This is a genomic window from Ferrimonas balearica (genome assembly GCF_019802055.1).
GTDB lineage: Bacteria > Pseudomonadota > Gammaproteobacteria > Enterobacterales > Shewanellaceae > Ferrimonas > Ferrimonas balearica_A.
Map to the genome: position 1 here is coordinate 740866 of NZ_JAHVHW010000007.1, position 18688 is coordinate 759553.

The following is an 18688-nucleotide window of genomic DNA, read 5'->3' on the forward strand; positions in this document are numbered from 1 at the left end:
GTCAAGACAGCAGGAGTGCGGAGTTCTGTTGGCTCTTGATGAACTGTCTCTTCAAACAGTCGACTTGAATTGAACATAACGTATTGATAAATATCATTTGAGCTAGCGATTCACACATTGCATTAGGGACGTCTAAGAGCTTTTTGGAGTTAAAGCGTCGTCTTATTGCCGCAGTGTCATCCCCCTTTTCGATTTATCAGAGCGGAAGAAGAGACGCCGATGTTCCAAACCGAAGATGAGATGCAAGCCTTGGTAGACGGGCAGCCAGAGGTCATTCTCTCTGGCATTCCCGAGATTAATCCCGACTATTGTCCCGATGCATCTGGTTTACTGTCTCTGGGCAGGGAGATCCCATTGTCCAGCGGTTCGCTTGATAACCTATTTATCGACGTGAATGCGGTGCTTACTTTGGTTGAATGCAAGCGCTACAGCGATGCCCGCCTAAAGCGTGAAGTCTATCCTCAGGCGATCAACTATGCCTCTGACTTGAAGAGCCAGCTTATTCACTATGAAGGGAATGCGTTCTGCGAAGCCTTTGGTGAGTTGCTTTCGGGGTCGAAGGGGGCGGTTTGGAATGATTTGGATAAGGTCATGGACGCCCTGTCTAAGGACCCTGTATTGGAAGGGAAAAACCTGACTGAGTGGCGGAGGCAGTTTGTCACCCGGTTGGAGCACAATATCAAATCGGGCATATGTCGAATCGTAATGCTCTGTGCACCCGCTCCGGATAGCGCCTTTAACTATCGCTCAGTGCGAAATCTGATGCAGTTAATGTCATTTTCTGAAGCCGCCGCTTCCGGTTACGACATTGTGCTGATGGATCTCAGGGAACAGCGGGGCATGCCCATTTCCAGGATAATGTGGCGCAGGCATGCAACGCTGCCACTTATTCCATTGATTGCGGAACTATCCAGAGATACTTCGGCAAGCATCGGTAGGATGAGGGGACGTATGGCTGGGTTGCCCTTCCAGTCAAAAATTACACTGGAGCGATTAATCGACGCGTTGTCGGAACATCAATTGATGGTGATTGAGAACACCTTTGGCTATGCGATTAAATCGGCAGCTTCCAAGCGCTCAATCTATACCAAAATCGTTATTGGCGAGGGTGAGTGGCGGGTAATACGGCATCAGATACGAAATGATGAGTCCATATACTCCAGACTGGATAATGGCGCACTGCCGGAGTCTGTCAGGGGCTTTGCGACCAATGTGACACGCAGAGAGTCGACTTTGCTGAATGGCCAGCACTTTGAGATAGAGGTAATTCCTGACGCAGCAACAGACATTCCTCGGCTGGCTAAGTGGATAGCTGAGGTGTCCCCGGAACGTACTGATGGAAGACCTGAAGCCATAACAGGGTAATTTGATTGATTCAGCTGGCTCTCGACTTTCCTTTGCAGGGGACTAAAAAACGCCCCGTCTCCGGGGCGTTGTCTGAGTTACTCGGCTTTCACCGTCAGGTTGGTTTTAAAGGTGTCTCCATCCGGCATCGGCAGGTCAAACCTATCCAGCGTCATCACCTTGTACCAGGCGGTGACAAAGTCATCGACAAACTGGGCTTTGGCGTCCTCAGCGGCGTAGAACTCCGCCAGCGCCCGCAACTCGGAGTTGGAGCCAAACACCAGATCCACCGGTGTGGCGGTCCACTTCACCTTGCCTGAGGCCCGATCGACACCTTCATAGAGTTCATCACCCGCTTTGCGCCAGGCGGTGCCCATATCCAGCAGATTCACAAAGAAATCATTGGATAGGGTGCCGGGCTTGTCGGTCAAAACGCCATGAGTGCTGCCTCCGGAATTGGCGTTCAATGCGCGCATTCCCGCCACCAGAACGGACATCTCCGGCACTGAGAGGGTGAGCAGGTTGGCTTTGTCCACCAGCGCTTGTGTGGGCGGCAGGCGGGAGCCGTCACGGTAGTAGTTTCGGAACCCGTCGGCACTCGGCTCAAGGAAGGCGAAGGAGATCTCGTCGGTTTGATCGGCGGAGGCGTCAGCGCGACCCGGGCTAAAGGGCACACTCACCTCATAACCGGCGTCCATGGCGGCTTTTTCGATGGCGGCGTTGCCACCCAGCACAATCAGGTCTGCCATGGAGACCGCCTTATCACCGGCACCGTCGTTAAACCCTTTCTGGATCCCTTCCAGCATGGTCAGTACCCGGGCCAGTTCGCCGGGGTCGTTCACTGGCCAGTCCTTCATCGGCGACAGGCGGACACGGGCGCCATTGGCCCCGCCACGCATATCGGTGCCGCGGAAGGTGGAAGCGGAGGCCCAGGCAGTGCGCACCAGTTGCGGAACCGTCAGGCCGGATTCCAGAATCTTCTTCTTCAGGGCAGCGGCGTCCGCCTCGGTAATCCGCTCACCGCTGGCTTCCGGGATCGGATCCTGCCAGATCAGAACTTCACTGGGGACTTCTGGCCCCAGGTAGCGGGCACGGGGGCCCAAATCCCGGTGAGTCAGTTTGAACCAGGCTTTGGCGAAGGCCAGTTCAAACGCTTTCGGGTCCAGCTGGAAGCGTTGAGCGATCTCCCGGTAGCTGGGATCAAATTTCAGCGACAGGTCGGTGGTGAACATCACCGGCGCATGGCGCTTATTGGGGTTGTGGGCATCAGGCACCAGGTTGGCGGCGTTCGGATCGCTCGGGATCCACTGAACCGCCCCGGCCGGGCTCTTGCTTTGTACCCACTCATAGGCAAACAGATTGTCCAGATACTGGCTGCTCCACTGGGTTGGCGTGACAGACCAGGCGCCCTCAAGGCCGCTGGTGATGGTGTCATCACCGACGCCTGAGCCGCATTTATTGGTCCAGCCAAAACCCTGCTCCTCAATGCCTGCGGCGGCCGGTTCCGGGCCAACGCAATCCTTGGGGCTGCGGGCGCCGTGGGCTTTACCAAAGGTGTGGCCACCGGCGATCAACGCCACGGTTTCTTCGTCGTTCATCGCCATCCGGCCAAAGGTTTCCCGGATGTCACCGGCGGCGGCAAGGGGATCGGGATTGCCACCGGGGCCCTCAGGGTTCACGTAGATCAGACCCATCTGAACAGCAGCCAGCGGGTTTTCCAGTTGGTGGTCGCCCTTGTAGCGTTCGTCTTCGAGCCATTTGGTTTCCGGGCCCCAGTAGACGATGTCCGCTTCCCAGTCATCTTCCCGGCCGCCGGCAAAGCCAAAGGTGGTGAACCCCATGGATTCGAGGGCGACGTTACCGGTGAGCACCATCAGATCGGCCCAGGAGAGGCTGCGGCCGTACTTCTGCTTTACTGGCCAAAGCAGACGCCGGGCTTTATCCAGGTTGGCGTTATCCGGCCAGCTGTTGAGAGGTTCGAAGCGCTGCTGACCCCCTCCTGCGCCGCCACGACCATCGGCGACCCGGTAGGTCCCGGCGCTGTGCCAGGCCATACGGATAAAGAAGGGACCGTAGTGGCCGAAGTCTGCAGGCCACCAGTCCACCGAGGTGGTCATCACCTTCTCGATGTCTTTTTTCACTTCGGCCAGGTCGAGCTGGGAAAAAGCGGCGGCGTAGTTGAAGTCGTCTCCCAGGGGACTAGAGCGTTCATCGTGTTGACGGAGGGGGGAGAGATCGAGTTGATCCGGCCACCAGAATCGGTTGGGTTTTGCCATGTTCTCGCCAGCCTCGACCGAAGCGGTGGCGATGGCGGTCATTAACAGGGCGGCTACGGCCGCCGAGCAGGAGTGAATGCGCATGGGCGTGCTCCTCACGCTGTGGGTACGCATTAGGTATAGTTGGGGCCGTTTACTGATGCCCGGGATAATCGATTCGAATAATCAATCGGCCTGTTCGGCTTTATTGAATGCCAGTCGAGCCTCGGGATGAGGACATAAAAAAACGGCCCGAAATAGGCCGTTTTTTCTGATGGTTCTGGGTTACACCCGGGTCACATCCACGTAGACCTTCAGACGTTGGCCTGGCTGCAGGTACTTTTCTCCCTCCAACTGGTTCCAGCGGATCAGGTCATTCACCGTGACGTTAAAGCGTTTGCCGATGCGCGCCAGAGAGTCGCCGCTGCGAACGGTGTAGGTGATCTGACGCATCACCGAACTCTTGGTCTGGGTTTCACTGACCTTGTTCACCCAGATCACCAGCTTGCGACCGGGACGCAGGGTGTCGCTGGGGGCCATGCCGTTCCAACTGGCCAGTTGAGCCACGGTGACGTTGTTGGCGCGGGCGATGGTCCACAGGGATTCACCAGAGCGCACCACGTGCTCAGTCTTGAAGTCAGCGCGCTTGCTGGCTTGTTGACGAGCCAGACGTTGATCGGCACTGAACACGTAGTCTTCCGCATCTTTGGCGGCGACGGGAATCAGCAGTGCCTGACCCACACGGATCAGGTTGCCTTCCAGCTTGTTAACCGACTGAATCACGCCAACACGGGTGTGGTACTTCTGGGCGATGAGGCCCAGTGAGTCGCCCGGCTTCACCGTGTAGCGTACCCAATTGATCCGCTTGGTGGAGTCGGTATCTGCCAGTGCGGTGATAAAGCCGTCCGCCTTGTCGATGGGCAGCAGCAGGGTGTGCGGGCCTTCCGGTGCCGTGGACCAGCGGTTGTACCCGGGGTTCAGCTTATGCAGCTCACCCACGGACATGTCTGCCAGGTCCGCCGCCAGGGAAAGGTCAATCTGAGAACCGACATCCACCAGCTTCAGCGCCGGCTCGTTCGGGATCGGGTTCAGGGTGATGCCGTACTTGTCGGCGTTCTTGATCACATCCGCCAGAGCCAGCAACTGAGGCACGTAGCGCTCGGTTTCGCTGGGCAGGTTCAGCGCAAAGTAATCGGTCGGCTTGCCCGCTCTCTTATTGTTGCGGATTGCGCGGAACACCCGGCCTTCGCCGGTGTTGTAGGCGGCCAGCGCGTAGTACCAGTCATCGTGCAGCTTGTCGTGCAGGTACTCCATCATATCCATGGCGGCGATGGTGGAGGCATAAACGTCACGGCGACCGTCGTACCACCAGTTCTGCTCCAGCCCGAAGTGGCGTCCCATCGGTGCAGTGAACTGCCAGATGCCGGCAGCGGCGCCGTGGGAGTACGCAAACACATCGAAGGAGCTTTCCACGATCGGCAGCAATGCCAGTTCAATCGGCAGGCCACGCTTCTCAATCTCCTCAACGATGAGGTACATGAAGGGCGCAGCACGCTGGGAGATGATGTTCAGGTGATTGGGGTTGTTCAGGTACCACTTGCGGAATCGCTCAACCCGCGGGTTGTCCGGCACATCCAGAGTCATCTGGGTGCGGATACGCTCCCAAACGTCGGTCGGCGGAGGGGGCAGGGCAGGTTCAGCGGGCTTGGCGGCTACCTGGGTATCTTGGGCCTGAGCCACCTTAGCGGCATCGATTTCCGGTTGGCTCGGTTCAGGCTGGCTGTCCATGTTCAGACTCTGACAACCGGTCAGCGCGAGGGCTATGGCCAGGGCAGGCAGTGTTTTCTTCATTGGTCTATCGCTCTAGTTAGCCAGTACTCAGACCGAAGGATCCCTTTCAGTCGGCGCAAAAAGGCGCACAGTGTACCCGTTTTATCAGAAGTTGTCTTTCCAGCGACGCAGGGCTGCGAAGCGCGCCACACTGTCGGGTAACTCACCATCTTTCAGTCTTAATGCGGCCACAACACCGGGGGCGTCGACCCGCAAAAAAGGGTTGATGGATCGCTCCTGACCTATGGTGCTGGGCAGCGTTGGCTGCCCAGCCGCCCGTTGTGCTTCGCACCAGCGCCGATACTCCTGAAGCGCCTCGTTGTCTGGCTCTACGGCACTGGCGAACGCCAGATTGGCCAGCGTGTACTCATGGGTACAAAAGACCCGAGTGTCCGCCGGCAGAGCCGACAGGCTCGACAGGGATGCGTGCATCTGAGCGGGCGACCCTTCGAACAGACGGCCACAGCCGCCGCTGAACAAGGTGTCGCCACAGAACACCGCATCGTCGAGGTAGTAACCCAGGTGATCGAGAGTGTGACCAGGCAGGGAAAGCACCTCCGCCGTCACTCCCAATCCGTCCAGCTCGACGTGATCGCCGGGCTGAACACGCTGGGTCAGGCCCTGGATAACCGGGTTATCCGGGCCGATGACGGAGAGGGCTGCAAACGCCTTCCGTAGCGCTTCAATGCCGTCAGTGTGGTCCCAATGATGGTGGGTGATAAGAATCCCGCGCAGCTGAAGCTGTTGCTCTGACAGATGAGCCAGTACGGCATCGGCGCTGCCGGGGTCTACCACCCAGGCGGCATTGTCACGATGTAAGCACCAGATGTAATTGTCGTTTAACGCTTCAATTGGGGTGATCATCATCACAATGCGCCTTTTAAGAGTAGAGGATAGTGGCCGGGTAGGTTACCTCAGGGGGTTTGATAGCAACAAGGCGGTTGCCGGTCCGGGTGTGACTGGCTAGGCTAGGCAAAAAAGGAAACGGATTGGTCGATGCTGCGTCCCGCGTACAGTGAAATGCCACTGGAGCCTCCGGCAAGCTGGCAAGCCTTGCCCTATGGCGACTGGTTGAAAGAGCAGGTGGAAGCTGGTCTCGATGACTGGTGGCCCCGAATTTTCGGGTATCACCTGCTCAAGCTGGGCGCGTTAGCCGATTCCCTGCCCACCGGCCTGTGCCCGGTTTCTCATCAGTTCGGCCTGGATCCCAATCGTGGCGCCGTTCGGGCGGAACTGGCTCACCTTCCTTTGCAAACCGCCAGCATTGATGCGGCGCTGGTGCCGTTCTGTCTTGAGTTCCACCAAGACCCCCACGCCATGCTGCGTGAGCTGGATAGGGTCCTGATATCCGGCGGTCACCTTGTGCTGGTGGGATTCAGTCTGCTGAGTCCACTCGCTTTGGGTTATCTTTGGCCCAGTCACCATCAACAGCTGCCCTGGTCGGGACGTCTCTTTACGCCGGGACGGGTGCAGGACTGGCTCAGCCTGCTTGGTTACCGGGTGCTGACTCAGGAGTGTATCGCCCACCACACCATGCTCTGGTCACCGCAGAAGTTTCCCACCGCTCAGCGCTGGCTGGCGGACCTCTGCCCCGGGTTGGGCAGTGTCTACCTGATTATTGCCAGAAAGCTGGAAGCCCCTTTGACTCCGGCAAAGCAACGATGGCACCTGCGCCGTCCCCTTGTCGCTCGACCGGTGCGAGAAGCGGTCGGCTGCCGAAATAAACCCCCTGTGGCGGCCTGCAACCCCAAGCGCCATCACTCCAGTTCCTGAGTGACTCCAACAGGATTCTCCACCGACAGCCGCTTTGATACAAAGAGGTTGCCTGTGTTCGAGCCCGTTCGCAGTGACCGACGACCCTCAAGGATGGGGAAAAGAATGACGCAAGCGCGTCAATTAGCGGCAGAGCTTCAAGGGGTGAGCGATGAGCGGATCTGGCAGCATTCAGTGTTTGGTGGGGATCATTGTCTATTTTGTATTGGCGCTGATGCTGCCGGAAGAGACGCCAATCGAAGTGGAGTTTCTGATTGTCGTCCTGATCGTCGGTGTGATCTGGGCGGTTAAAGGGGCGGGCGAGTCAACCTGAACTCGCCGAACGGTGACTCAGCCGGAGAAGCCCTCATCGGGAAGCAGTGATTTGCCCCCTGCCGCGCCCCGGGCCAACTCATCGCAACGCTCGTTTTCCGGATGGCCGGAGTGCCCCTTTACCCAGTGCCAGTTGATGTCATGACGGGCCACCTGCGAGTCCAGGGCTTTCCACAGGTCCACATTCTTGACCGGTTCCTTGGCGGCGGTCTTCCAGCCGTTTCGCTTCCAACCGTGGATCCACTGAGTGATCCCCTGGCGCAGGTACTGGCTGTCGGTAAACAGTTCCACCTGGCAGGATTCGGTCAGCAGGCTCAGCCCTTCGACAGCGGCCAGCATCTCCATACGGTTGTTGGTGGTGTGCTGAAAACCCTGAGCCTGCTCCTTGCGGTGGTGCTTGTAGATCAGGACAATGCCGAACCCTCCCGGACCGGGATTACCGAGGCAACTGCCATCGGTATATAGCGTTACGCGTTTTTTCTCTGCCATGCCCTTGCTACCATAAGCGCCTAAGCGGCGGACTCGCCGCACGAAAGCCGGACAGTATACCCATTTGTCGGAAAAACTATGACCCAAGCTGCTTCTGAACTGCGCCAGATCGTCTTCGATACCGAAACCACGGGGATGAACCAGGGGGCAGGCCCCCACTATCTGGGCCATAAGCTGATTGAAATCGGCTGTGTGGAGTTGGTAAACCGTAAGCCCACCGGACGCACTTACCACGTCTATATCCAGCCGGATCGGCAGGTTGACGAGGAAGCGATTCAGGTACACGGCATCACGGACGATTTCCTGAAAGACAAGCCTCGGTTTGCGCAGGTGGCGGACGAGTTCTTCGAGTTCATTCGTGGTGCGGAACTGATCGCACACAACGCGAACTTCGATATCGGCTTTATCGACTACGAATTTGAGATGCTGGGCCGCTACGGCAAGTTGGAGGACCACTGTTCGCTGGTGGATACCCTGCAACTGGCTCGGGAGAAGAAGAACCGTGGCGAGATCCAGGGCAACCTGAACCTGGATGCACTCTGCCGCTTCTATGGCATCGACAACTCCCACCGAACCCTCCACGGGGCATTGCTTGATGCCGAGATCCTGGCCGACGTCTACCTGTTTATGACCGGTGGCCAGGTGAAGATGAACTTTGGCTCAGGTGCCGATGGGGATGCTGGCGGCATCGTTCGGCTCCCTTCTGACCGTCGTCGCACTAAAGTGATCCAGGCATCGGCCGATGAACTGGAAAACCACACTAAGCGGATGGAGCTGGTATCCGATGCCATTTGGCTTCGCCATTAACAGTGCGTTGAAGCGTCCCTTGCGGGCGCTTTGTGTTGCGGCCTCATTTTTTCTCATTGCACTTCCTGCCTATGCCGGATTGACGGCGCAAACCACGGAACTGCTTGATAACCGATTTCGCATTGATCACGCCGTAGAGCAGATCACCATCCTGGCGCAGCGTCGACCGGGCAGTGCGCCTGTCGTCGTGGTTAAGCCCGATGGCAGCAAATGGTACGCCCATCGGCACCCTGAAAACGTCAGTTGGAACGTGACAGACAGCAGTGATCTGATCCGCATTACCCAGCCCACCCCGGGGCCATGGCAGTTGGTTGGTGAGGTTGTCGATGGCTCGGAACTGCGCCTGATGACCGATGTGGTGCTGCGTCACGACCCCTTGCCGGAGCGGGTATATCGGGGTGAGCGAATCAAATTGACCGCCGAACTGCTGGGCGACAACCAGCGGATTGTGATGCGGGATTTCGAAGAGCAGCTCAACTGGGAGATGCACATCCGCAGTGCCAACCGGCCCGGTGATGAGAACTTTGGTGCGGGCCCCTTTATGATCGGCGCGTATCATGACGGCGGTAAGGGACTGGATGAGATGCCCCATGATGGCATCTTTACGTCCGATCTGGATTTCAACTATCCCGCAGGTCTCTACCGCTACAAGATGTCGGTGTCCAATGAGGTGTTCCATCGCGAACTCACTGGTGAGATTGAGATCCTTCCCCAGCCAGTTCGTATTGCATTAAGCGAGCTGCCGGACGGCAAAACCAATCACTCAGAACTGACCATCACTCTGGAGCCGGAGGTGAGCCCGGCGGATCTGCATCTCGACCTGGCCATCGAAACGCCGGACAGCAACCGTTACCAGTTTGCCGTGACGCCAAGTGAGCCGGTTCAGACCATGACACTGCCCATGGTTGAGGCATTCGGTAATTACCGGATCGACGGTCAGGCTGCCGGGACCCGGTTTGATGGTGTGGAGTTCTTTATCGACCTGCCGGAGCTGGCATTCTATGTCGCGCCGCCTCCACCGCCACCGCTCTCTCCGGAAGAACTTGCCGCAATTGCCCTGAAAGAGGCGCAGGAGCGGGAAGCGAGTGCTAAGAGCCGGGTGATTTGGGTTATCAGCATCATCAACGTGCTTCTACTGGTGGTGGGGGCGGTGATTCTGATCATCTGGCGCAAGCGTCAGCGCTTGTACCAGGAGCTGATGGCCATGCCGCTGGAGCCCAGGGAGCTGACGCCGGACGAAGTGGACTTAAACCAGTTTTCACCCGAAGACCGGCCCGGTTCAGCCCGATAACTGTTGCCTTTTTAGGGCCTTGGCGAAAATTTGGCTATTCAGTCTATGTTTTTCCAAAAATCGGTTGACGCCCTTTGGCCCCGTCCGTAATATGCGCCTCGTTCTCGGGGCCAAGGCGCCGGGGCAAAAGGTGCGGAGTGGTAGTTCAGTTGGTTAGAATACCGGCCTGTCACGCCGGGGGTCGCGGGTTCGAGTCCCGTCCACTCCGCCATCTATTTTCGCTCTTCGGAGCAACAGGGCATTGGGTCCGCAACCCGGTGAGCTGTCTAAACCAGTTTAGTGCGGAGTGGTAGTTCAGTTGGTTAGAATACCGGCCTGTCACGCCGGGGGTCGCGGGTTCGAGTCCCGTCCACTCCGCCATTACTTCTTAGGTTTTGATAATGTCGAAACCTTTGGCGAGAGCAGCGCAAAGCGCTGCGGGTCGCGGGACTAGGCGTCCCCGTTGAGTCCCGTCCACTCCGCCATCAATTAAAGCACTCTGATTGACTTCGGGATGCAGCGTGAACGCGCAACAGGGCATCGGGTCCGCAACCCGGTGAGCTGTCTAAACCAGTTCAGTGCGGAGTGGTAGTTCAGTTGGTTAGAATACCGGCCTGTCACGCCGGGGGTCGCGGGTTCGAGTCCCGTCCACTCCGCCATCTATAAAGAGAAAGCCTGATTCGAAAGAGTCAGGCTTTTTTCTTATCCGCTCCCCGGTGCTGCGCACGGGTCGCGTCCGAAGCTCGGCGCGTTGAGTCCCGCCCACTCCGCCATTTTTAAAGAGAAAACCCAGCCTAATGGCTGGGTTTTTTCGTTTATGTGTTTGGAGCGTGGACGGTTTGCTGGTCCGTAGGCCTGCTGGCTCTGGTGTAACAACACGTCCCTGTGAGATCCCTCCTGTCGGCGTTCATGCCTCCACCTCGCCGAACTGCGATGCGTTACATCGGTTTCGGCTTGCCCCGGGTGCTTCCCTCCGCTCGACATCCCTGTCTTGCGCTCAAGCGCTGCGTTGCCGATTGACGAGACACTTCTGTTACGCCTTTCTTTTGTCTTTAAGGCCTCTGTGCTCGTTTGTCGCCAGAATTTTCCTTATCTTAGGGTTATAAAGGGATTCGAGGAGAGAGCGATGCTTCCGGTACTGATCTACGGCGACTTGAGCAGACCCGTGACTCAATTCCTGGTTCTGGTTTGCGAGGAAAAGGGGGTGGCGTACTGCATCGAGCCGCACTCTGAGGAATCGGATCAGGCAGCCCTCCAGCACGAAGGGGGTCACTTTTACTCGGCGATTGCAGCCGCTGTCTATCTGGATGCACTGCTGCCTGAGATATCGTTACTGCCTGAATCGCCTGTTGCCTTAGGGGCGATGTGGGAAAGCCTTATGGCGGACCGGCTGAGCCAGGATAAGCTTGCTACCGCTTTGGCACACTCTCCGTTTCTGGTTGGCGAGACGCTGACGCTGGCTGACCTCTATTGGTATACCCATGGCGGTAAGGACAACAAGGAATCCGATGCGATCGTCAATTGGCGAGAGAGTCTCTCTGAACGTGTCAGCGCAACAACCCTTGAGGGGCTGAAAGCGTCGATGGAAGCAGGGTGAGATCTCTCAGGCAGAACCGACAACCGATTCCCCGTACAATGGGGTCATTGCACTCAGGGAAACTGTCAAGATGCTGGTAAAAGTACTGATCACCGTAGTCGCCATTCTGATTGGACTGGGAATGTTGAAGCGACGCAATGGCGGCGCAACCCATCGGTCAGCTTCAGCGTCACTGCAGATCAACCCGAAGTGGCTGGTTGCGGGTCTGGTGATTGTGGCGGTGCTGGCAGGACTGTGGGGGTGGAGTCGTTACCAGGCCTCCCAAACGCTGTTGGAGTTGCACGTATATTCCCCGAATCAGGCGGAGCCTCAGCGGTACCTGGTGCGTCAGGGCGACATGGACGGACGCCGTTTTATCACGGTCAATGGATTAAGGGTGACTCTGGGTGAGCAGGATCGAGTCGAGATTCAGACGGTGGACTGACGTCTTGATCGGCTGCGCATACAATGTGTGACCGGATTAATATTTATCCCAGACCGATTCCTAAAGGCGCCCTGAGCGCCTTTTTTATTGGCGGATTCTCAAAAATGTCACTTTTTAAGATGTTGTAAAATAAACAAATATGCCCACTGAAATGGAACTGGAACAGTAGTGAAATAAAACTGTCATGCAGGTTTGGCGTAATGCATCCGCCGCCAAGAGAAGGCGGTCAAACAAGGAAAATTAGGGTCATTACCATGAAAAACTTTGCTGCCGGCGCTCTGGCGCTGATGTCCATGTTCACTGCGACCAGCGCTGTCGCTGCGCAAACCATCACGGTTTCCGGTTCCACCTCTGTCACCGGCGTAATGGAAGTTCTGGCTGAAACCTACACCGGTAAAACCGGTATCAATGTTGAAGTTCAGGGTACCGGCTCCTCTGCTGGTATCCGTGCTGCCAATGAAGGCACCTCCATGCTGGGCATGTCCTCTCGGGATGTGAAGGACAGCGAAATGCGCGAAGGCCTGAATGAGACTGTGATTGCGCGTGATGGCATCGCCGTGGCGGTAAATAACGCCAACCCGGTGAAGGGCCTGACCATGGAGCAAATCACCAAGATCTACAAAGGCGAAATCACCGACTGGTCCCAGGTGGGCGGCAACAAAGGTCCCATCGTTGTGGTTACCCGTGACACCGCTTCCGGTACTCGCGGCGCATTCGAAGAGATCATGAGCCTGACCCGTAAAGTGGCAGGTAAGAAGGTCTCTGCCATCTCTCCTCGTGCCCAGGTGGGCAATGGCAACGGCATGGTGAAGACCATGGTAGCCAACAACCCCAACGCCATCGGCTACATCTCTCTGGGCTCTGTTGATGAGTCTCTGCGTGCCGTTGAAGTCAATGGCGCCCCGGCATCTGTTGCTGGCATCCAGGCGGGCACCTACCCGATTGCCCGTCCCTTTATGATTCTCCACGACACCAACGCCCCCGGCGTTGCCACCGACTTCCTGGGCTGGATTCTGACCGAGGAAGGCCAGTCCATCGTAGGTAAGAAAGGCTACGTGCCGGTTCAGTAATCGAGCTTCGACGAACGAATCGAAGCCACAGGCTGCGGCAGGGGTGTCGCAGCCTTCTTGCGGGTTTATTAGGGTTGTTAAAGAATTATGACTGTTGTTCAGAGCACTGACAGCGGCCTTACCATGGCGCAGGAGTTGAGAACTTCACGCCGTCGTGACCTGGTCGAACAACTGTTCCACGGTTTGTTCCTGCTGAGCGCCTTTATCGGGGTGCTTTCGGTCGCCACCATAGGGTTCTTTCTGATTAAGGAAAGCTTGGCGTCCATCGTCTACTCCGGCGAGTTGGCGATTGAGCTGGCTAAAGAGGAGGGCGGCAGCGCGTTCGGTGAAGGCTGGCTGCCACACTGGGCCATCGGCATCATCGACATGCTGACCGGAATGGACTGGTTGCCCCCCGCCATTTATGGCATCGCACCGATGGTTGTGGGTTCCTTGTTTGCCACAGCGGTTGCGGTTGTCATCGGCGTGCCGGTCGGCATTCTGACTGCCGTATTTCTGGCGGAAATTGCGCCGCCCAAACTGGTGAAGGTGCTCCGCCCTGCCATTGAATTGCTGGCTGGCATCCCTTCGGTGGTTTATGGCTTCTTTGGTCTGGTGGTGATCGTTCCCCTGATTGAGCAGGTGTTTGGTGTGCCGTCCGGTGCCACGGTACTGGCGGGCTCCATTGTCCTGGCTATCATGATTCTCCCGACCGTTATCGCCGTATCTGAAACCTCATTACGTGCAGTACCGCGCCAGTACAAGGAGGGCTCGCTCGCGTTGGGAGCCTCGCACATCTTCACGATCTTCTATGTACTGGTTCCCGCAGCGCGCTCCGGCATTCTGACCGGCGTAATTCTCGGTATCGCTCGTGCCGTCGGGGAAACCATGGCGATCATCATGGTGATGGGCAATGCCCCGGCCATGCCGGGCAGTGTACTGGAATCCGCCCGTACCCTGACCGCTAACATCGCGCTGGAGATGTCCTACGCCACCGGCATTCACTCCAGCGCCCTGTACGCCACTGGTGTGGTACTTCTGGTGTTTATCATGTTGTTGAACGGAACCCTGATGTTCCTGAACCGAGAGAGGGCGAAGTGATGCTAAGCCGTGACAACACTGACAAGTTGCTGACTGGCCTGATCTGGGGCTCTGCCATCTTTACCATGGCGTTTCTGGTCTGGATCCTGGCTTACATCATCAGTAATGGCCTGGCCCACGTCGATTGGGGCTTCATTACCAATAACTACACCCGCACCGGAGAGGTATCCGGGATCTGGCCGATGATTGTGGGCACCATCTACATGGTGATCGTATCCATCGCCATTGCCGCACCCATCGGCATCATGACCGCCATCTATCTGACCGAGTACGCCAAACCCGGCAGCAAACTGGTGAAGGTGATCCGTTTCTGTACCGAGTCTCTGGCAGGCATTCCGTCCATCATCTACGGCCTGTTCGGCTTGACCTTCTTTGTCACCATTCTGGGCCTGGGCTTCTCCATCCTATCCGGTGCACTGACGCTGTCGATTCTGATTCTGCCGGTGATCATCCGAACCACTGAGGAGGCGATCATTGCCGTTCCGCTGGCTTATCGGGAAGCCTCTTTCGGTTTGGGCGCATCCCGTCTTTACACCATCTGGCGAGTGATTCTGCCGGCGGCGATGCCGGGCATTGTCACCTCTTTGATTCTCTCTATTGGCCGGATCATCGGCGAATCCGCTCCGGTGTTTTTGACCGCAGGTACTGCGTACTTGCTGCCGGGCTCCGTGATGGATTCCATCCGTACCCTGACCGTACACCTCTACATGCTGACGACCGAACTCTACACCCAGCATGATTGGGACATGGCCTTCGCGACCGCCACCGTACTTATCGTGGTTGTCCTCGGCATCAATCTGATCACCAAGCTGATCTCCAGCCGATTCAGCAAAGCGGCCTACTAACAGAATTATTGCGGTAAATGACAATGAACACTTTTGAAATCAAAGACCTCGACCTGTTCTACGGCGAAAACCAGGCGCTGAAACATATCCAGTTGGCGATCCCGAAGAAGCAGGTGACCGCCTTTATCGGCCCCTCGGGTTGTGGCAAGTCCACGTTGCTGCGCACCCTGAACCGGATGAACGACCTGATTGCCGGTGTGCGCATTAAAGGTTCCGTCCAGATGGATGGGGCGGACATCTACGCTGATGTGGATGTGCGTAAGCTGCGGATGCGTTGCGGCATGGTGTTTCAGAAGCCGAACCCCTTCCCGATGAGCATCTACGAGAATGTTGCCTACGGTCAGCGGGCACAGGGCGTGAAAGACAAAAAGGTGCTGGACGCCATCGTCGAGGAAGCCCTGCGCGGCGCGGCATTGTGGGATGAGGTTAAAGACCGCCTGAACTCTCACGCCTTCGGCTTGTCCGGGGGGCAACAGCAACGCCTCTGCATCGCCCGTACCATCGCAATGAAACCGGATGTGATTCTGATGGATGAGCCCACCTCCGCACTGGATCCGATTGCCACCGCCCGCATCGAAGAACTGATGGAAGATCTGCGTAAGAACTTCACCGTGGTGATCGTGACCCACTCCATGGCCCAAGCGCGACGGATCGCCGACAAGACCGCCTTCTTCCTGATGGGAGAGCTGGTGGAGCACGGTGATACCGAGCAGATCTTTACCAACCCCAAGGATAAGCGTACCCACGGTTACATCACCGGGGACTTCGGTTAACCCAACCCACCCGCAAGTCAAAGCGCTCCTGAAGGGGCGCTTTTTTTATGCCCAGTCGCCAGTGAGTGGGTTAGTGTGAGCTCAATGACGGATTTCAGCGTACACCTGTACCTAAAATAAGTTTTTTACTGTCAGGGCCCTACACCAATGAATAATCAAACCTGCCCGCAATGCCGCTCCCCCATCTCGCTGGATAACGCACTGTGTGAACACTGCTTCGCTGGACAGGGTCTGGAGGCCCTTGCCGGGATGGACCCGAACTGGCGTAGCCAGCGCTTGGCAAGACGCCTTAGCCTCTGGTTTGGCAGCTTTGGCGTGCACAAGTTTTATCTCGGTGAGCCGGTTCGCGGCAGCCTCTATCTGCTGTTCTGCTGGACCCTGGTACCGACGGTGCTGGCGATCCGGGACAGCATGGCGCTGGCCCGGATGGCCCCGGTTCAGTTTTACCGGCGCTGGTGCCTGAAGATGGCGTAACGGCCTTTACTGTTCCGATAGGGTGATGGTGCCGCTGCCGGGCAGCTGTTCAACCAGTTGCCAGCCAGCCAGTTGAGAGGGCGTCAGGAAACCACAGGGCTTTTCGCTGAGCACTCGCTCCACCATGGCCAGTGCGCCCTCAACCGTGACTTCGTAGCCATTGGCCACTTTGACGCGCGCCACCAGAGCCTCGCCAGAAGCGTTTTCGGCTCGGCCCCAGACCCAGGTGGGCGAGTCCTGACGCTGCTGTTCATCGGGACCGGCCACCTGCTGTTCAATGCGTTTCTTGATAGCACGCTGCACCCAGCCCCAGCCGAGCAGCCAACGCAGGGCATTGAGCTTCTTCAACTGTTTGGCCTTGCGGGGCGACATTGGCAGGTACACCTCAATGTTGGGAATACCGGTGCTGTGCCACGCGGTGGAGACATCGCCCCATGGAATGGTGGCGGCGTGTTTGGTGCCATTGCCAAAGTCGATATCCGCCTGTCGGTAAGCCAGCGGGACTGCCGTAAGCTGGCCACCCCGGCGGATCAGTCCTCCTTTGGGCAGCGCTTCAACTGAGGTCTTGGCGGTACCGGGAGAGAAGCCGGAGCGGGAATCGAAGCCCAGGGAGAGCGATTGGGCATCTGGCATCTCGGCTTTGAGTCGGGCGGCCACGCAATCGGTGGGGATCACATCAAAGCCCACACCGGGCATAAGAACAATGCCCGCTTGCCGCGCCGAATCGTTCAGTTCGGCAGCACGCTCAAAGACATCCACTTCGCCGGTGATATCCAGGTAGTGGGTTCCGGTGGCGAGGCAGGCCTGCATCATGGGTTCTGCGGTCGCGGAGAAGGGGCCGGCACAGTGAAGCACCAGGTCGAAACCGGACAGCGCTTCATTCAGTTGGTTATCCAGCGAGACCGCCACATAAGGCAAATTGAGTCTCTCTGACAGGGCTCTAAGTTTGGTGGCATCGCGTCCGGCGAGGGTGGGGGCCAGTCCCCGGCGGGCGCAGGTTTCCGCGATCAGGGTACCGGTATAACCGGTGGCCCCGTAGATCATCCATGACATCGGTGACTCCTTGAAAAATGGGGTGATGTTCGGGTTCTAAACGGTCGTTTCAGTCTGACAGATCGCGGGGGGGGATGCCACGGCGGGGCCGGGTCGGTGGGAAGCCTGGATGAGGCCAGCTGAAAGAAAACGAATGTGACTCAGATCATGATTAGAAAATCTAATCTTTCAGCCCCGGTCTGATGGCAAATAATTCATTTTGCGTCCAGAGTCAGTTTGGCTAAAGTACGCGCGTCCTATATACCCATTTTTCTAACGGGGATCGCCCACAGTGGATTTGACACTGTTTTTCCAATTTTTTCTGGGGTTGGTGGCCATCATCAACCCGGTCGGCCTGTTGCCGGTATTTGTTACCCTCACCAGCCACCAAACCGAGCAGGAGCGCCAGCGCACCGGTACCATCGCCAACTTTGCCGTGGTGGTGATTCTGGTGGTGACGCTGCTGGCCGGCCAGATGATCCTCGATATGTTCAGCATCTCCCTGCCGGCATTCCGTATCGCTGGCGGTACGCTGATCGTCTTTATCGCCATGTCGATGCTGCAGGGCAAACTGGGCGAGGTGAAACACAACAAGGCGGAAGACCGTGAATCAGCGGCTCGTGAGTCGGTAGCGGTGGTTCCGTTGGCGCTGCCGTTGATGGCGGGCCCGGGCGCGATCAGTTCGGTGATTGTGTTTGCGGCAGAGAACAGCACGCCAATGGACACCATAGGCATGATCGTCGCCATCGTAGTATTCGGTGCCTGCAGCTGGGCCATCTTCCGTTTGGCACCGGTGATCTTCCGCGTGCTGGGGCAGACGGGCATTAACGTGATTACCCGTATTATGGGTCTGCTGATGCTCTCCATCGGCATTGAAGTGGTGGCCGCCGGGGCAAAAGGACTCTTCCCTGCGCTGGCAGGGTAAACCTAAAACGGCGCCTCAGGGCGCCGTTTTTGTCAGGACTGAGAAACCGCATTGCCCAGTGGGGCAAGCAGCATGATCAGCATGATGGACACGCAGGTAAACTGAACCCAACGGTCCTGCAGGGCATCGAGTTGCTCTTCGCGCTCCCGGCCATCAATGTTGCGGTTTGTCTCTGCCTGCCGATAGCGAACCCACCAGTACAGATTCCCGAGGATCAGAATGGCGATAACAATCAGTAAGCGTGCTGCCATGACTCCCTCCATGCGTTCAACCCGCCTAATTTTTACTCTACCCCGACAAGCGACAAACGCAACAATCCATCCGTGAGCGGATGGAGGTGGATCAAAGTTGAGCCTCAAAAGAAACGGCGCCACTGGGGCGCCGTTTG

Annotated in this window: 19 protein-coding genes and 3 tRNA genes; 16 read left to right on the forward strand and 6 right to left on the reverse strand. The window is 57.4% G+C overall.

Features of this window, described 5'->3' with window-relative positions:
• Positions 1-219 precede the first annotated feature (219 nt).
• Positions 220-1365, forward strand: a complete 1146-nt coding sequence (locus KUV52_RS10875; RefSeq protein ID WP_222525962.1) for a hypothetical protein — start codon at positions 220-222, stop codon at positions 1363-1365.
• A gap of 77 nt (positions 1366-1442) precedes the next feature.
• Here KUV52_RS10875 and katG read toward each other — a convergent pair whose 3' ends face one another.
• The 3 genes from katG to gloB all read right to left on the reverse strand — a co-directional run bounded on the left by katG (position 1443) and on the right by gloB (position 6296).
• Positions 1443-3704 carry a catalase/peroxidase HPI gene (katG, locus tag KUV52_RS10880; protein WP_222525963.1) on the reverse strand — a complete coding sequence of 754 codons (2262 nt, stop codon included), beginning with the start codon at positions 3702-3704 and terminating at the stop codon, positions 1443-1445.
• A 180-nt stretch (positions 3705-3884) separates the two neighbouring features.
• Positions 3885-5450 carry a LysM peptidoglycan-binding domain-containing protein gene (locus tag KUV52_RS10885; protein WP_222525964.1) on the reverse strand — a complete coding sequence of 522 codons (1566 nt, stop codon included), beginning with the start codon at positions 5448-5450 and terminating at the stop codon, positions 3885-3887.
• 84 nt (positions 5451-5534) lie between these two features.
• Positions 5535-6296: a hydroxyacylglutathione hydrolase gene (gloB, locus tag KUV52_RS10890; RefSeq protein ID WP_222525965.1), complete on the reverse strand. Its 762-nt coding sequence runs from the start codon at positions 6294-6296 to the stop codon at positions 5535-5537.
• A 129-nt stretch (positions 6297-6425) separates the two neighbouring features.
• Between gloB and KUV52_RS10895 the strand changes: the two genes are divergently transcribed.
• Positions 6426-7202, forward strand: coding sequence for a class I SAM-dependent methyltransferase (locus KUV52_RS10895; RefSeq protein ID WP_222525966.1), 777 nt, complete (start codon positions 6426-6428; stop codon positions 7200-7202).
• A gap of 151 nt (positions 7203-7353) precedes the next feature.
• Positions 7354-7515, forward strand: a complete 162-nt coding sequence (locus KUV52_RS10900) for a hypothetical protein (protein WP_222525967.1) — start codon at positions 7354-7356, stop codon at positions 7513-7515.
• Positions 7516-7532: 17 nt separating this feature from the next.
• Here KUV52_RS10900 and rnhA read toward each other — a convergent pair whose 3' ends face one another.
• Complete coding sequence (gene rnhA, locus KUV52_RS10905; protein WP_222525968.1) at positions 7533-8003, reverse strand: ribonuclease HI; 471 nt, start codon at positions 8001-8003, stop codon at positions 7533-7535.
• Positions 8004-8081: 78 nt separating this feature from the next.
• Between rnhA and dnaQ the strand changes: the two genes are divergently transcribed.
• The 12 genes from dnaQ (at position 8082) to KUV52_RS10965 (ending at position 16343) form a co-directional block, all read left to right on the forward strand.
• Complete coding sequence (gene dnaQ, locus KUV52_RS10910) at positions 8082-8810, forward strand: DNA polymerase III subunit epsilon (RefSeq protein WP_222525969.1); 729 nt, start codon at positions 8082-8084, stop codon at positions 8808-8810.
• Positions 8746-10101 carry a TIGR03503 family protein gene (locus KUV52_RS10915; protein WP_222525970.1) on the forward strand — a complete coding sequence of 452 codons (1356 nt, stop codon included), beginning with the start codon at positions 8746-8748 and terminating at the stop codon, positions 10099-10101. Before dnaQ ends, KUV52_RS10915 begins: the two co-directional genes overlap by 65 nt.
• 134 nt (positions 10102-10235) lie before the next feature.
• Positions 10236-10312: transfer RNA gene (locus tag KUV52_RS10920), tRNA-Asp, on the forward strand.
• A 72-nt stretch (positions 10313-10384) separates the two neighbouring features.
• A tRNA-Asp gene (locus KUV52_RS10925) sits at positions 10385-10461 on the forward strand.
• Between the two features lie 201 nt (positions 10462-10662).
• A tRNA-Asp gene (locus KUV52_RS10930) sits at positions 10663-10739 on the forward strand.
• Positions 10740-11206: 467 nt separating this feature from the next.
• Positions 11207-11677 (forward strand): hypothetical protein, encoded by a 471-nt coding sequence (locus tag KUV52_RS10935; protein ID WP_222525971.1) that lies wholly within the window; start codon positions 11207-11209, stop codon positions 11675-11677.
• 70 nt (positions 11678-11747) lie between these two features.
• Positions 11748-12101: a hypothetical protein gene (locus KUV52_RS10940; protein ID WP_222525972.1), complete on the forward strand. Its 354-nt coding sequence runs from the start codon at positions 11748-11750 to the stop codon at positions 12099-12101.
• Positions 12102-12355: 254 nt separating this feature from the next.
• Positions 12356-13171, forward strand: coding sequence for a phosphate ABC transporter substrate-binding protein (locus KUV52_RS10945; RefSeq protein WP_261389966.1), 816 nt, complete (start codon positions 12356-12358; stop codon positions 13169-13171).
• Between the two features lie 87 nt (positions 13172-13258).
• Positions 13259-14251 (forward strand): phosphate ABC transporter permease subunit PstC, encoded by a 993-nt coding sequence (gene pstC / locus KUV52_RS10950; RefSeq protein ID WP_222525973.1) that lies wholly within the window; start codon positions 13259-13261, stop codon positions 14249-14251.
• Positions 14251-15096, forward strand: a complete 846-nt coding sequence (gene pstA, locus KUV52_RS10955) for a phosphate ABC transporter permease PstA (RefSeq protein WP_222526833.1) — start codon at positions 14251-14253, stop codon at positions 15094-15096. The genes pstC and pstA overlap by 1 nt, the downstream gene beginning before the upstream one ends.
• Before the next feature lie 23 nt (positions 15097-15119).
• Positions 15120-15869, forward strand: a complete 750-nt coding sequence (gene pstB / locus KUV52_RS10960; protein ID WP_222525974.1) for a phosphate ABC transporter ATP-binding protein PstB — start codon at positions 15120-15122, stop codon at positions 15867-15869.
• A 147-nt stretch (positions 15870-16016) separates the two neighbouring features.
• Positions 16017-16343, forward strand: coding sequence for a TM2 domain-containing protein (locus KUV52_RS10965; RefSeq protein WP_261389967.1), 327 nt, complete (start codon positions 16017-16019; stop codon positions 16341-16343).
• 6 nt (positions 16344-16349) lie between these two features.
• On the opposite strand, the gene KUV52_RS10970 is transcribed toward KUV52_RS10965, so the two are convergent.
• Positions 16350-17396, reverse strand: a complete 1047-nt coding sequence (locus KUV52_RS10970; protein ID WP_222525975.1) for a saccharopine dehydrogenase family protein — start codon at positions 17394-17396, stop codon at positions 16350-16352.
• Between the two features lie 271 nt (positions 17397-17667).
• Between KUV52_RS10970 and KUV52_RS10975 the strand changes: the two genes are divergently transcribed.
• On the forward strand, positions 17668-18300 hold the full coding sequence (locus KUV52_RS10975; RefSeq protein WP_222525976.1) for a YchE family NAAT transporter: 633 nt from the start codon (positions 17668-17670) through the stop codon (positions 18298-18300).
• 32 nt (positions 18301-18332) lie between these two features.
• Here the strand turns inward: KUV52_RS10975 and KUV52_RS10980 are convergent, their stop codons facing one another.
• Complete coding sequence (locus KUV52_RS10980; RefSeq protein WP_222525977.1) at positions 18333-18551, reverse strand: hypothetical protein; 219 nt, start codon at positions 18549-18551, stop codon at positions 18333-18335.
• Between the last annotated feature and the right edge of the window lie 137 nt (positions 18552-18688).

Excerpts from the sequence above, each read along its gene's own strand:
- KUV52_RS10935 (WP_222525971.1), top strand. The coding sequence starts at position 11,207 with ATGCTTCCGGTACTGATCTACGGCGACTTGAGCAGACCCGTGACTCAA.
- pstA (WP_222526833.1), top strand. The coding sequence starts at position 14,251 with ATGCTAAGCCGTGACAACACTGACAAGTTGCTGACTGGCCTGATCTGG.
- KUV52_RS10965 (WP_261389967.1), top strand. The coding sequence starts at position 16,017 with ATGAATAATCAAACCTGCCCGCAATGCCGCTCCCCCATCTCGCTGGAT.
- pstC (WP_222525973.1), top strand. The coding sequence starts at position 13,259 with ATGACTGTTGTTCAGAGCACTGACAGCGGCCTTACCATGGCGCAGGAG.
- KUV52_RS10945 (WP_261389966.1), top strand. The coding sequence starts at position 12,356 with ATGAAAAACTTTGCTGCCGGCGCTCTGGCGCTGATGTCCATGTTCACT.
- pstB (WP_222525974.1), top strand. The coding sequence starts at position 15,120 with ATGAACACTTTTGAAATCAAAGACCTCGACCTGTTCTACGGCGAAAAC.
- KUV52_RS10885 (WP_222525964.1), bottom strand. The coding sequence starts at position 5,450 with ATGAAGAAAACACTGCCTGCCCTGGCCATAGCCCTCGCGCTGACCGGT.
- KUV52_RS10915 (WP_222525970.1), top strand. The coding sequence starts at position 8,746 with ATGAACTGGAAAACCACACTAAGCGGATGGAGCTGGTATCCGATGCCA.
- rnhA (WP_222525968.1), bottom strand. The coding sequence starts at position 8,003 with ATGGCAGAGAAAAAACGCGTAACGCTATATACCGATGGCAGTTGCCTC.
- KUV52_RS10895 (WP_222525966.1), top strand. The coding sequence starts at position 6,426 with ATGCTGCGTCCCGCGTACAGTGAAATGCCACTGGAGCCTCCGGCAAGC.
- katG (WP_222525963.1), bottom strand. The coding sequence starts at position 3,704 with ATGCGCATTCACTCCTGCTCGGCGGCCGTAGCCGCCCTGTTAATGACC.
- dnaQ (WP_222525969.1), top strand. The coding sequence starts at position 8,082 with ATGACCCAAGCTGCTTCTGAACTGCGCCAGATCGTCTTCGATACCGAA.
- KUV52_RS10980 (WP_222525977.1), bottom strand. The coding sequence starts at position 18,551 with ATGGCAGCACGCTTACTGATTGTTATCGCCATTCTGATCCTCGGGAAT.
- KUV52_RS10940 (WP_222525972.1), top strand. The coding sequence starts at position 11,748 with ATGCTGGTAAAAGTACTGATCACCGTAGTCGCCATTCTGATTGGACTG.
- KUV52_RS10875 (WP_222525962.1), top strand. The coding sequence starts at position 220 with ATGTTCCAAACCGAAGATGAGATGCAAGCCTTGGTAGACGGGCAGCCA.
- KUV52_RS10900 (WP_222525967.1), top strand. The coding sequence starts at position 7,354 with ATGAGCGGATCTGGCAGCATTCAGTGTTTGGTGGGGATCATTGTCTAT.
- gloB (WP_222525965.1), bottom strand. The coding sequence starts at position 6,296 with ATGATGATCACCCCAATTGAAGCGTTAAACGACAATTACATCTGGTGC.
- KUV52_RS10970 (WP_222525975.1), bottom strand. The coding sequence starts at position 17,396 with ATGTCATGGATGATCTACGGGGCCACCGGTTATACCGGTACCCTGATC.